The organism is uncultured Brachyspira sp. (genome assembly GCF_944388875.1).
GTDB lineage: Bacteria > Spirochaetota > Brachyspiria > Brachyspirales > Brachyspiraceae > Brachyspira.
In genome coordinates, this window is record NZ_CALXKQ010000008.1 from 70,776 (window position 1) to 84,301 (window position 13,526).

The window sequence follows — 13,526 nt, forward strand, 5'->3', positions numbered from 1 at the left end:
ATTTTATTTTGTAAAACTCTTAGTTTCTTCAAAAACTTCTATATATTTTTTTATACCGTCAGCAGTTGCTTTTACCATTTTTAGTCTAGTTTCTTTTGTGCTCATAAGTTTGGCATCTTCTGGATTTGTAATAAAACCTAATTCTATTAAAGTTGAAGGCATTATAGCACCTTTTAATACATAAAATAACGCATTTTGAACAGGCTTAGTTCTTCTTGCAACACCAGAAACTTTATGCACTTCTTTTGTTATTGACTCTGCAAGCAGCCTGCTTTCTTTTTGATACTGTTCTATAAGCATATAATTATGAGTTATTTGACTGGAATAATTTTCGTATTTTGAAGTGTCTATATTATCAAATTTTACTAAAGCCTCATTTTCAAACATTGATACTGCTCTAGCATATTCGCTTGATTCCTGAGCACTTACAAAATATGCCTCAAAACCTCTAGCATTAGGACTGAATGAAGCATTTGCATGTACGCTTACAAATAGGGCATTTTTTGCTTTGTCCGTATTTATTTTGGCAGCATTATTGGCTATCTCAAAACGCTTTTCAAGAGTAGGGTAGGTATCTCCTGTTCTTGTCATTACTATTTTCACATTAGGCAGTATTTCTTCCAATTCTTCTTTTAATTCTAATGAAAAAGCTAAAACGATATCTTTTTCAAATAATCTGTTTACTCCAATGGCTCCTGGGTCTTTTCCTCCATGTCCTGGGTCTATTATTATTGTGGATATGGTCTTTTCATTAAATTTATTAACGGCTGGATTAAAAGCTTTTTTTAAGTCTTCTATTTTTATATTTAAATTATTTAACTTTACCTTATCATTATTTTGACTATACAATAAGCATGTATTAAATAGAATTAATACTACTATGAAAAATAATGTTATTCTTCGTCCTCTTTTATTTCCTCTGAATAACCACAATCTTCCTTGATACAAACTTTAAACAATCCTTTGTTTTTGATGTTTCTTTCCACCATAAGCCCGCCGCATTTAGGACAAGGCTCTTGAAGAGGTTTATCCCAGCTTACAAAATCGCATTTAGGATAATTGGAACAACCGTAGAATTCTCTTCCTCTTTTTGAACGTTTTAAAGTTATATCACCGCCGCATTTAGGACAAACACCAAAAGATATACCTTTTGTATTTTTACATTCAGGAAATCCAGAACAAGCTATAAAATATCCGTATCTTCCCAAACGCTTAATCATTTTCTTACCGCATTTCTCACATACAAAATCAGTTTCTTCATTGAAAAAGTCTTTCATATTGTTAATATTTTCAGTAGCTGTTTTCAATGTATCCAAAAAATGAGGATAGAATTCTTTTAATAAATTATTCCATTCTATATTATCGTCTTCTATTTTATCAAGTTTACTTTCCATATCAGCTGTAAAGTTAATATTAACAAGCTCAGGGAAATTTTCGCTTATAAGTTCATTAACCAATTTACCTAATTCTGTAGGTACTAACTGCTTACCTTTTCTCTGTACATAATGCCTTGATATAATAGTTTTTATTGTAGGAGCATAAGTAGAAGGTCTGCCTATGCCTGATTCCTCTAATATTTTAACGAGTGAAGCATCTGTATATCTAGGAGGAGGTGTTGTAAAATGCTGCTGAGGGTTATTTTCAACAAAATCGCATACATCATCTTTTGATAAATTAGGCATTTTTGAAGCCTTTTCTTTATCTTCTTTATCTATTGTAAGAACTTTCATAAATCCGTCAAACTCTATTTTTGATGAAGATAATGAAAACTCGCAGTCGCCTGCTGTTATGATAGCTCTTGTATTTTTCATTTTTGCAGGAAGCATTTGAGAAGATACGAATCTCTCCCATATAAGTTTATACAGTTTATATTGATCCGTTTTTAAATATTCTTTGATGCTATCTGGAGTTAAAAATACATTAGTAGGTCTTATAGCTTCGTGAGCATCCTGAGCATTCTTTTTTACAGAATATACAGGAGGTTCTGAAGGCAGATAATTACTTCCATATTCTTTTCCTATAAACTCTCTTGCCTGTTCCTGAGCTACTGGAGATATTCTCACACTGTCAGTACGCATATAAGTTATTAAACCTGTAGCGTCCCCTGCTATATCAACACCTTCATAAAGCGACTGAGCTACCTGCATAGTTTTTGAGGCACTGTATCCTAATGCACTGCTTGCCGCCTGCTGTAATTTACTTGTTGTATACGGAGCTGTAGGATTTCTTAATCTGTCTTTTACTTCTATATTTGAAACAGTATAAGTTTTATCCTTAAGATGCTCCATTATATCATCAACATCTTGTTTAGTTTTTAAATCTGGTTTTTCGCCTTTATACTTTTGAAGTTCTGCTAAAAACTCTTTATTTTTATGCTTTAAAAATACTCCGAATGTCCAATATTCTACAGGTACAAACGTTTCAATTTCATCTTCTCTGTTGCATATTATAAGTAAAGCAACATTTTGTACGCGTCCTGCAGAAAGTCCTCTTTTAATCTTTTCCCAAAGTAAAGGACTTAGATTATAGCCAATAAGTCTGTCTAATACTCTTCTTGCCTTTTGGGCATTAACTTTAGAAATATCTATATCTCTAGGCTGATCAATAGCTTCTTTTAAGGCATCTTTTGTAATTTCATGGAATACTATTCTTTTTATAGGTACAGCAGAGTTTACCCCTCTTATTTTGTTACCTATATGCCAAGCAATGCTTTCTCCCTCTCTGTCATCGTCTGCTGCAAGCAATACTTCTTCTGCTTTTTTAGCTTCTTTTTTTAAATCATTTAATATTTTGGCTCTTCCTCTTATTGTGATATATTCTGGTTCAAATCCATTATCAACATCTATAGCCAGTCTGCTTCTAGGCAAATCTATCAAATGCCCCATAGATGATAATACTAAATAATCAGAGCCTAAATATCTGTTAATCGTTTTTGCCTTTGCAGGAGACTCCACTATAACAAGTTTTTTCTTTTTAGATTCTTTTTTACTTTTAGATTTTTTTGTCTTTGTATTTTTTGCCTTTTCTTCTATAGTTGTATCAGCCATAAATAAAAATCTCCTTTTAATATCCTAATTAAGTTATAATTTTATTTTTCTATAGTATAATATTTTCCAGCTAATTGTTTTATAATCCCTCTAATTTCTAACTGCATTAATATTGAAGTTGCAATTTGAACTTTTATATTACTTTTTTCTATAATATCATCAATATGTATTTTGTCAGATTCGCTTATTATATTATAAAGAGCAGATTCATCTTCTTTTAAACTGCTTATGATTTCATTATTTTTTGATTCTTTAATCTTTTTTTCTTTCTTGTCTTTTTTTGTTTCTTTTTCATTTTCTTTGATATTTATTTCTATATAATCATCCGATGCTCTTTTATTATTTTTTCTTATATCTCCGCCTTCAAAATATTTTAATTTCATTTTTACATAATCATCATCATTTGAGAATATAGAGTCAAAATCTTCTAGTATATCCATTACATTATAAGCTATTTTTGCCCCATCTTTGTATAATTTATGATTTCCAAAGTATGAACTATTTTTTTCATCATAAGGTGCAATATAAACATCTCTTCCCTGATTAAGAGCATAATCAACAGTAATCAATGCTCCAGATTTGCTTGCCGCTTCTACCATAACAACAGCATAAGAAAGCCCTGATATTATTCTGTTTCTTCTAGGAAAGTTTGTTCTGTCTGGTTTTCTTCCTATTTCAAATTCGCTTACAATTATACCTTTTTCTACTAATCTATTATATATTTTTAAGTTTTCAGACGGATAAACTGTATCTATTCCATTGCCCAAAACAGCAGCAGTATTAACAAGAGATGATATAGCACCAAGATGAGCCTCTCTATCTACACCTTTAGCCATCCCTGATACTACTGTTATATTTAAAGATGATAATTTGCTTGCAAGTTCAAAAGAATATTTGCAGCTTTCTTTGGAAGGGTTCCTTGTACCTACTATAGCTATAGAATTACGTCTTAATTTTTTTAAATCCCCTTTATAATAAAGTATATATGGAGGATTATCTATTTGCTTTAAATTAAAAGGATATTCATCATCAAATAGTGTAAGTATTCCTATACCATAATCGTTTGATTTTTCTATTATGGTTTTTGCTCTATCTAATATCTCATTTTTATCAAATTTTCCTATTTGAGATTTGAATTTCTTTTCTATTAATAATTTTATATTTTCTTCTTTATCTTCAAAAATATTTTCTACAGATTCATAATGATTAATAAGTTCGGATATTCTTCTATCGCCGACTTTATCAATTTGATTCAGGGCAATCAAATACGTTTTTATATCATTATTGCTGCTCAATTTTGATTTCCTATAATTTGATTAATATTATTTAATGCAGTTTGTTTTATAGAAGTTTCTGTAGCAAGATTTGATATTTTTCTATAAGCTGCTACAGCTTCATTATAATTTTCTCTGCTGTATTGTATTCTAGCTAGTATAAATAAGTAGTCTATATTATCAGGGCTCATTTCTACAGCTTTTTTTATATTTTCAAATGCTTCTTCATATTTATCCTGCTGTATTCCTTTTAATGATGCCAATGCGGCATAATAATTTGCATTATTAGGGTCTTTTCCTATGGCAAAATTTATATTCGTTTCTGCTCTATTTATGAACTCTGTTTTCTTTTCTGGAGTATCTGCACTGTCGGCTAGATTTGCATAAGATATTCCTAATCCGTATCTTAAATATGGACTGTTTGGAAGTATTTTTAAGGCTTCTGTAAAATATTTTGCAGAGTATGCGTACTGCTGTTTAGCTAAACTTCTTTCTCCTAATACTCTATAAACGGATGCCAATCTATCCTGAGCATATATTTTTTGATTGATAATATCATTATATATTGATGTTATTTCAAGCAGTGCTTTATCATCATCCTCATTTTTGCCTTTTTCATATAAGTTGTAGGCTCTATTTAAATTAAATCTATTGCTGAAAACTTGGGTATTGCATGATATTAAAGACAAAAAGCATAGAGTAAATATTAAATATTTTAAAATTATTTTCATTATATATTCCTTACATTTTATAATATATACATATTATGAAAAAAGTAAAGGAAATTATTAATATATATAGTATATAATTAATAAAAAATATAATGTTTTATATTAATATACAGTGTTTTTTTATATGTTGTTATTTATTTATAATAATTATTGATTTATTTTAAGAATATAAGTCCAGTACTAATTTTGCTTTCATCTTCTATATTAAACACATTTTTAACCATATTTTTATAAGTATCCAGCTGAGGTTTATAATAATCTTCCTTTTCTTTACTGTATTTTGAAGTTTTATAATCCAATACAAAATATTCATTGCTTTGAACATTTTTAGTGATAAGGTCTATATTTCCCGTTATAGTTTTCTCTTCATTATTATATTGCTGAAAAGTATGTTCTCTGGATATTATTATTTCATTACCGTTCATTATATTTTGTATATGCTGATTTTCAAATAATTTTGAGAATGCTGTATTTAAGTTCTTTGTTAATTGCTTTTCATTATAATGATTATAACTTTTTACTACATCCGTTTTTATTTTATCTAAATATATTTCTTTTTCTTTTTTGTATCTTTCAAAATCAAAATGTTCTAATATTTTATGTATTATAGTACCCATATCTTTATATGATATATATGCTATTTCTTCATCATAATCTGCATCATTATTAATATTATTTTCCAATTCTGATATTTTTTTATCGAGTATTGCAGAAATATCATTAAAATTTCTTTCATTATTATTTATTAAAGAAGGGTTAATATTTAATCTGGTTTTGCTTTCTTTTATATTTGTATTATTTTTTTTATTTTTTATTTTCTTTTTTATGATTTCTATATCTATGCTGTGATTGTTTATTTTATCATCAGGTTTTATTGCCAATCCATAAGTGTAAATATTTATAAATTTATTATCTATATCTTTTACTTCTTCTATATCATAACTTTCTTCGCTTAGAACTTCTGATTTATAATCAGTTATTTCATTGCAGTAATTGTTTATATATGTTCTATAGCTGTTATTTTTAGACTGTTTTGAACATTCTCCTGATAGTATTAAATTATTTGAAGCTCTTGTTAAAGCTACATATAAAAGCCTTTTTTTCTCTGATGAGTCACTTTGTTTATTGTTTTCTTTATTAAATGAACAGAACTCCAAAGTTTTATAATGATTTTGTCCGTATATAGGAAGTTTTATTAAAGGAGCATCCTCTATAAAATCAAAATCATTAGTTATCGGATTTCTTGCATGTCCTATTCCAGCAACGAATACATTATCAAATTCCAATCCTTTAGATTTATGTATAGTCATTATTTTTACTGCTTCCACTGATAATTTTGGTATTGATGAATAAGGTATATCATTGCTTACATTTTTTATAGATAAAACAAAATCATATATGCTGTTTCCTGTTTGATTTTCAAATTCATAAGCTATATTTTTAAATTTTTCTATATTAGCATAAGCAAGTTCAGCATCTTCTTTTGTCATTAGATAATTATAATAATTTGTTTCAGTGCATATAGTTTCTATTGCTTCTGCTGTATTCATAGTAATTATTTTATTTTCTATAGTATTCAATAGATTTTTAGCTTTTTCTAATTGATTGTAATAGCTTTTTGATTTTGCCATTTCCAGTATTTTATTATAATTATTTTTATTTATTACATTTAATGGGAAATAATCATTTATATCCAAATTATTAATAAGAAGCGTGAATAGAAAATCTGATAAACTGCTTATATCTATATCAAAGAAATCGCTTCTTAAAAGAATAGTTAATTTAGCATGATCTCTTAGTATTAAATATTCCAAAAATGTTTTTATTAGAATTATCTCTTCTCTTTCATAAAATCCGTTTCCGCCGTCTATATAGTATGGTATATTAAAATCTGATAATGCTTTTAAATATATATTTAATCTTTTAGTTGCCTGTAGAAGTATAACAACATTTTTATAATCATTATCATAATATTTTTTTATGTATTTTGCTATGCTGTATGCTTCCAATTCAGTTTTGTATTCTATGCCGCCTATTAATGCCTTATTTTCTTCTTTTACATTATTATTTAATACTAATATAGATACAGATTTATCATTAGTTTTTTTATTATGTACCAAATTATCTTCGTTTATGTATCCTATTTTATCATCTATAAATACCGTTTGCTGAAAAAACTCATTAAAAAAGTCTATAAGCATAGAATTGCTTCTATAATTGTCTTTTAAATATCTTACATTTTTTTCAAATATCTTCTGAGTTTTCATAAATGCATTTAAATCTGCATTTCTAAATCTGTATATAGACTGCTTCCTATCTCCTACTATCATTATTTTTTTATTTGTTCTCTCTTCGCTTTTTATTTCTCTTTTTCCGAATGCTATTAAATTAATGAATCCAAACTGCAGTAAACTTGTATCCTGTGCTTCATCCAATATTAATGTGCTTATATTTTCTCTTATCTCTTTTGAAATGTTTTCATTTTCCAAAGCCTCTATAGCCTTATGCATTATATCCTCATAAGAGTAAGCACCTATAATTTTTTTTACCTCTTCAAATCTAAGATAAGTATCTTTTATAAAATTTACTACTGTTATGTAATTTTCTTTATTATATAATATATTAACATAATTAATCATAGTTTCGCAAAACGGCTGTAATTCTGACAGTAAAGCTCTAAAATCATCATGCTTTGTATTTCCTAATTTTGCCTGAGATACATTATATAGAGCATTTATTATATATTCATATTCTTCTATTTGTAAGTTCTTTACTTTTTCTTTATCTTTTATTAAATCTAGCTTATTTATTAAAATAGATAATCTGCTATGACATTCATTTATATATTTTCCGCTTTTTGATTTATCATCGAGCAAATCTATACTATAATTATATATATTATTGTATAGTTTATCATATTCTTTTTTATCTATATTTATTATTTCTAATGCTTTTTTTTCAAAGTTTTCTATATTTTCTAATCTAGGCTTTATTTTTATTAGAAATTTTAATATTTTATCAGCAAATTCGCTTTTGGACTCTTCAGTGTATATTCTGTATAATTTTCTAAGTTTTTCTGTGTATACAGCCTCTTTTAGTACATTAAGTATTTCATCTTTTAAGCGGTTATTAAATTCCGAACTGTCTTCAAGTATAGATATATTAGGCGGCATTGATAAAGCCATTGAATGTTCAAGTACTATTGAATTAGCAAATGAGTTTATAGTTGAAATCTTAGCATTTGTCAATATATCTCTGTAAATATTCTGCCAGTATTTTTTATCATTTTCAGATTGAGCTTTTTTTATTTCATTTCTGATTTTAAGCCTTATCCTTATAAGCATTTCATTAGCCGCAGCTTTTGTAAAAGTTATTACTACTATACTGGATACTTTTTCTTTTTTTCTTAATAATTCTAAATATAATTCTGTTATAGTACTAGTTTTTCCAGTACCAGCTGAGGCGTTAACGAAACATACTCCATTGTTAAAGAAACAGTTTAATATTTCTTTTTGTTTAGCATTTAAAGAGAATTCCATTACTATATAATAACATGAAAAAATAATAATTCAAATTTAAAATGCTTGAAAAATATTATATATATATTATGATAAAAACTCTAATAATATTTAGTATTTTTTAATAGGAAGTTTATGAATAAAAATAATATTGCTTATATTTTCTTTATAGCTTTTATATTTCTAGCTATATTTATAATGTATCAATTATTAAAACCATTTGGAATGATTATATTTTTCGCTGTGGTTTTCTATGTGGTATTAAATCCTTTATTTATAAAGGCTATGGGTAAAAGCTATAAGCAGAATAATAAATTAGCCATTATAAAGAGAAATACTTTGGCGTTATTATTTTCTTTGATATCATTGATTATATTCTTGGTTCCTACAAGTATTTTAATATATACTATAATAGTGCAGTTAATAGATATTTCTAATATAGGTATAAAGTACTTTATGAATCTTGATGTTAATGAGGTTTTAAGTAATTCCCGTATTAATGATATTCTTAAATCTTTGCCTTTAGATGTTTCTATGGAAACAATATTGAAGAGAATACAGGACTCATCGCTTTCTAATTTAACTTTTTTCAGTTCATATCTTACACAGAATGTGGCAGGATTGCTTAAAAGTACAGGCGGATTTGTAAGTTCATTCATATTTATGATGTTTTCTCTATTTTTCTTTTTTGTAGACGGAGATTATTTGATAGATCAAGTTAGAACTTTGGTTCCTATAGACAGAAAGTATCTTGACAGATTGATTAAGCAGGTATCTGAAGGAATAAAGGGTATTGTATTTGGAAATCTTTTTACAGGTATATTTCAAGGTTTTTGTGCATTTATAGTATATACAGTATTCGGAGTATCTAATTCGTTCACATTTGCATTTTTAACTATTATTGCTTCTTTCATGCCTATAATAGGTACTACTATTATATGGATTCCTTTAGGCATATTATTTGTTATTAATGGAGAATTGGTGAAAGCTATAATATTTATAGTTTGTTCTTGGTTATTTATTACTATACCTGATAACTTTGTTCGTCCTCTTCTTCTTGGAAACAGAATAGAACTTCATCCTCTGTTTATATTCTTTTCTATACTTGGAGGTGTTTTATTTTTTGGGCTTTCAGGAATTTTACTTGGTCCTTTAACTTTTATATTATTCTTTGAAATAATGAAAATATACAATGAAGAGAGAATACTTGAAGCTAAAAAAGAAAGATTTTTAAAGAGAAGAAGACAGCAGTAATATATTTTTGATAGGTTTTATATATGACAAAAATATTAATTATAGGAATGAATTATATAGGAGATACAATATTTATAACTCCTCTCATAAGAGCTATTAAAAAACATTATAAAGAATGTATTATAGATGTAGCGAATGGAGTGAGAGGATTTGATATATTAAAGGAAAACCCTTATATCAATAATGTAATAATAAGAGATGAGAATATTATAGAAAGCATAAAGCATAAAAATTATGATATAGGTTTTACAGCAACAACAGCATTTTACGGAGCTTCGCTTTTATATAAGGCAAAAATACCTGTTAGAGTTGGTGTTAATAGCGAATGCAGAGGTTTTTTGCTTACTAAAAAAACTTCTTGGAAAAAACACAGCAGACATATAGTTGATACAATATTATCAATTTTAAAGCCTCTTAATATAAAAGAGGACGGTATTAATACTGAAATATTTTTAAACGAAGAAGAAAATAATTTTGGCTTTAATAAAATGAAAGATTATAAAAATGCTTTGCTTGTGCATGGCGGAGCTACAAGGATAAGTAAAAGATACGGTGCTGATAATTTTTCAAGATTAATAGAGATGTTTTATAAAGAGTATCAAGTTCCTATAATATTAATAGGTTCAAAGGATGATGAGGAGTTCTCTAATGAAATGAAAAATAGATTAGGAAATATAATAAGCGATGATTTTACAGGAAAATTAAATATTAGAGAACTTATATCGGTAATTAAGCATTCTTATGCTCTTATAGGAGGAGATAGTGCACCTCTTCATATAGCTAATGCCTGCAATATATATTCTATAGGAATATTCGGCGATACTTTGCCATTGATTTATGGGGCTAGGGGAGATAAAGCTATTAATATAGAAGCTAGGAAAAAATACTGCACAGCATTAAAAAGTTTTCATTGTGAGTATATGAAACGCGGATGCAAGACTATAGATTGTTTGAAAAAATTGACACCAGAAGAAATTTTGCCTAATCTTTTGAAGGTTTATAATAATTCTTAATTATAATTTAATATGTTATTATCTTACTTTTTTTAAAGTTACAAGTATATCTTCATTTTCTATATGTTCAAAAGTACCTTCATATCCATATTTTTTACACCCTCTTATTACGCTTTCACAGCTGGAATGTCCGCTTACTAGAACCTCTATTATAGTATTTAATTCAGTATTATTAATAGCGGCAGCTTTAGCATGAAATGATGACTGAGAACATGACATTCCTCTTGTATCTACTTTAATAGTTTCCGACATAATGAATTTCCTTTTATAGTTAATACTAATAATATTTTTATAAGGCATTAAGATTGCCAGCATAATTAAAAATTTATTTAGAAGCATTAATTATTATAATAAGCATTAGTTTATATCTAAATATTTTTATTATAACCTCTGCCATTACTTTATATTACCATAACCATATTTGGTTCTAATAATATAGCGTAACGGCAGAGTTCATTATATAACTTCCAAAAATTTTATACGGTATATTTCTTTTTATATAATGACAACACCCGGCTGTACAAGAAATATATCAGCTTGCAGTATTTTCTTTCATTGTAAATCCAATGATTATACAAAATACTAAACCTAAAACAACGGCACCCATTCCATATACCGTAGGACCTGCAGTAGAACTAGCCAAATTAAAATTATGAGCAAATCCAGCACCTACAAGCATTCCTATAACGAAAATGAAACTGTCCATGTTGCCTTCCGCAGATTGTATCACTTGTCTTCCGGGACAGCCTGTACCTAAAGTAAAAGCTAAACCTGTAAGAATCATTGATACTGTATTCCATAAAATATTTGTATGGGCGATTGGCTGATTTTCCATAGATAAGTTGAATCTGCTTGTTGCTATATTAACTATAAAAGCAGCAACTATAAATGCAATAACACCTTTAGTCATGTGAAAATCTTTCATAAATATTCCATCTCTAAGTCCGCCTACAGTACAGAATCTTGATTTCTGAGCTACAAATCCTATTACTATTGAAGCAATTAATGCTACAGCTATAGGAGCTCTCATACTTCCAGGACCTGATTCAGAGAAAAATATTGGCCCGCCTTCAGAAAATTTAGGATGCTGTAATAACAATATTAAAAGTATTATTGATATAACAAGAGGCAGGAAGCCGACTAGTTTATTTTTATAAGCTCTTGGCTGACCTAAAGAGAAATTTTGTTTCCAAAAGAAAACACCTATTCCTCCGCCTATAATGATACCTATTAATCCGAATATCCCATTAATATCTCCTCCTGCTACTCTAAGTAAAGTTCTCCAAGGGCATCCCAAGAAAACTAAAGCACCAATCATAGCAAAGAATCCTAAACAGAACCTTATAATAGGTGAACTTCCTCCCTTAGGAATGAATTCCTTAGAGAGCATTGCCGAAACTGTAGCACCGATAACAAGACCTATTAATTCAGGTCTTATATATTGTACCGCGGCTGCTCTATGTAAACCGAGTCCTCCTGCTAAATCTCTGGTGAAGCATGCTATACATATTCCCATATTAGCAGGGTTTCCCATTACAGAGAGCCAAGCTGCTATGGCACCTATAATAGCACCAATTATTATAATGCCTATAGAGCTTGTGAAAATGTTTTTTTTCATTTTCAACTCCTTTAATGTATTTTATAATTGATTTTATAATAAAAAATATTAATTATCAATATTAATAAAATAATTTTTATTTTGACAATTATTCTCATTTATTTTACAATTAACAAAATATTACTTACGGATGTTAATATGTTTTATTTGCAAAAAGAAAGTGAATTTTTAGATGAATATAAAGATGTGGCATTTATAATAGGTTCTCCAGAGTTTTTTGGGGCTAAGAGTGAGGATGATGATAGAATTAATGTTCTTATGATGTGTATAGCATATAAGGATATTGAAACTAATTATATTGAAAAGAATAAAAAAATAGTTGTCAGAATGAAAATTGATGAAAAAGATTTGGATTATTATAAATCTATAATTAAAAGAGAATCAGTTGTTAAATTTAAGGTTAGATATGAAAAAGAACAGGGTGAAGAGCTGGCTGAGTTTTTGCTTTCTGATATTATAGAAAATAATTATGAAGATGAAGATTTAACCCCAATGCTTAGAGAATATTTAAAGCCTATAATATATAACGATGAAACACTTGGAGATTTTTTATATAATAGGGCTTTAGGTTCTTTTGATAAAAATATTGCTTGGACTAATAATAAAAATATTCTTATAGCTTTTGATGATTCTTCTGAATATAATAATAATAAAGCTATTAATTTTTTTAGAAATATATTTTCTGATAAAGAAGATTGGGATATAAGAATTAAAGATTATGCTGCTAGAAAAATAATAAAAGATGGCAATGAATTATCGGCAAAAAATGGAGGCAGTATTGTAGATGAAGATGCATTTATTAAAGAGTTTATGAATAAAATTGATCTTATAGAGATTATAGTTCATGAAATAGATAATTATGTGAATTATAGGTTAGGAAATAAAAAAGTTTTTCATATTGATGTTATTATAGAAGGTGATTTAAGCGGTAATTTTATTAATGCATTTGTAGGCAGATTTTAATTTTTGTAGTTTTTTTTAATAAATTAAACCCATATTATGTAGTAAATGTAGCGTATTGTATATATAGTATATGGTTAATAATAACTATTATTAATAAATATTTCAAAT

10 protein-coding genes are annotated in these 13,526 nt (G+C 27.5%); 3 read left to right on the forward strand and 7 right to left on the reverse strand.

The features are described 5' to 3' along the window. Positions 1-3: 3 nt before the first annotated feature. The 5 genes from Q0J69_RS07045 to Q0J69_RS07065 form a co-directional block, all read right to left on the reverse strand. A complete protein-coding gene (locus Q0J69_RS07045) occupies positions 4-948 on the reverse strand; it encodes an N-acetylmuramoyl-L-alanine amidase (protein ID WP_297205446.1) in 945 nt (314 codons plus the stop codon). Next, the gene (gene topA, locus Q0J69_RS07050) at positions 894-3,047 is read right to left on the reverse strand and encodes a type I DNA topoisomerase (protein ID WP_297205451.1); all 2,154 of its coding nucleotides are present in this window, start codon (positions 3,045-3,047) and stop codon (positions 894-896) included. Before topA ends, Q0J69_RS07045 begins: the two co-directional genes overlap by 55 nt. A 41-nt stretch (positions 3,048-3,088) precedes the next feature. Then, positions 3,089-4,342: a DNA-processing protein DprA gene (gene dprA / locus Q0J69_RS07055; RefSeq protein WP_297205454.1), complete on the reverse strand. Its 1,254-nt coding sequence runs from the start codon at positions 4,340-4,342 to the stop codon at positions 3,089-3,091. Next, positions 4,339-5,052, reverse strand: coding sequence for a tetratricopeptide repeat protein (locus tag Q0J69_RS07060; RefSeq protein WP_297205456.1), 714 nt, complete (start codon positions 5,050-5,052; stop codon positions 4,339-4,341). The genes dprA and Q0J69_RS07060 overlap by 4 nt, the downstream gene beginning before the upstream one ends. 155 nt (positions 5,053-5,207) lie before the next feature. Continuing rightward, entirely contained in the window at positions 5,208-8,591 is a 3,384-nt protein-coding gene (locus Q0J69_RS07065; protein WP_297205458.1) for a UvrD-helicase domain-containing protein, read from the reverse strand. Between the two features lie 114 nt (positions 8,592-8,705). On the opposite strand from Q0J69_RS07065, the gene Q0J69_RS07070 reads away from it, so the two are divergent. After that, positions 8,706-9,824: an AI-2E family transporter gene (locus Q0J69_RS07070; protein ID WP_297205461.1), complete on the forward strand. Its 1,119-nt coding sequence runs from the start codon at positions 8,706-8,708 to the stop codon at positions 9,822-9,824. Between the two features lie 23 nt (positions 9,825-9,847). Beyond that, positions 9,848-10,837 (forward strand): glycosyltransferase family 9 protein, encoded by a 990-nt coding sequence (locus Q0J69_RS07075; RefSeq protein WP_297205464.1) that lies wholly within the window; start codon positions 9,848-9,850, stop codon positions 10,835-10,837. Positions 10,838-10,855: 18 nt separating this feature from the next. Here Q0J69_RS07075 and Q0J69_RS07080 read toward each other — a convergent pair whose 3' ends face one another. Together Q0J69_RS07080 and yedE are read right to left on the reverse strand one after the other, a co-directional pair. Then, positions 10,856-11,089: a sulfurtransferase TusA family protein gene (locus Q0J69_RS07080; protein ID WP_297205466.1), complete on the reverse strand. Its 234-nt coding sequence runs from the start codon at positions 11,087-11,089 to the stop codon at positions 10,856-10,858. A gap of 280 nt (positions 11,090-11,369) precedes the next feature. Continuing rightward, entirely contained in the window at positions 11,370-12,455 is a 1,086-nt protein-coding gene (gene yedE / locus Q0J69_RS07085) for a YedE family putative selenium transporter (protein ID WP_297205469.1), read from the reverse strand. Positions 12,456-12,593: 138 nt separating this feature from the next. Between yedE and Q0J69_RS07090 the strand changes: the two genes are divergently transcribed. Continuing rightward, positions 12,594-13,418: a DUF2262 domain-containing protein gene (locus Q0J69_RS07090; protein WP_297205471.1), complete on the forward strand. Its 825-nt coding sequence runs from the start codon at positions 12,594-12,596 to the stop codon at positions 13,416-13,418. Positions 13,419-13,526 lie beyond the last annotated feature (108 nt).

Excerpts from the sequence above, each read along its gene's own strand:
- topA (WP_297205451.1), bottom strand. The coding sequence starts at position 3,047 with ATGGCTGATACAACTATAGAAGAAAAGGCAAAAAATACAAAGACAAAA.
- Q0J69_RS07080 (WP_297205466.1), bottom strand. The coding sequence starts at position 11,089 with ATGTCGGAAACTATTAAAGTAGATACAAGAGGAATGTCATGTTCTCAG.
- Q0J69_RS07070 (WP_297205461.1), top strand. The coding sequence starts at position 8,706 with ATGAATAAAAATAATATTGCTTATATTTTCTTTATAGCTTTTATATTT.
- yedE (WP_297205469.1), bottom strand. The coding sequence starts at position 12,455 with ATGAAAAAAAACATTTTCACAAGCTCTATAGGCATTATAATAATTGGT.
- Q0J69_RS07060 (WP_297205456.1), bottom strand. The coding sequence starts at position 5,052 with ATGAAAATAATTTTAAAATATTTAATATTTACTCTATGCTTTTTGTCT.
- Q0J69_RS07075 (WP_297205464.1), top strand. The coding sequence starts at position 9,848 with ATGACAAAAATATTAATTATAGGAATGAATTATATAGGAGATACAATA.
- Q0J69_RS07065 (WP_297205458.1), bottom strand. The coding sequence starts at position 8,591 with ATGGAATTCTCTTTAAATGCTAAACAAAAAGAAATATTAAACTGTTTC.
- Q0J69_RS07090 (WP_297205471.1), top strand. The coding sequence starts at position 12,594 with ATGTTTTATTTGCAAAAAGAAAGTGAATTTTTAGATGAATATAAAGAT.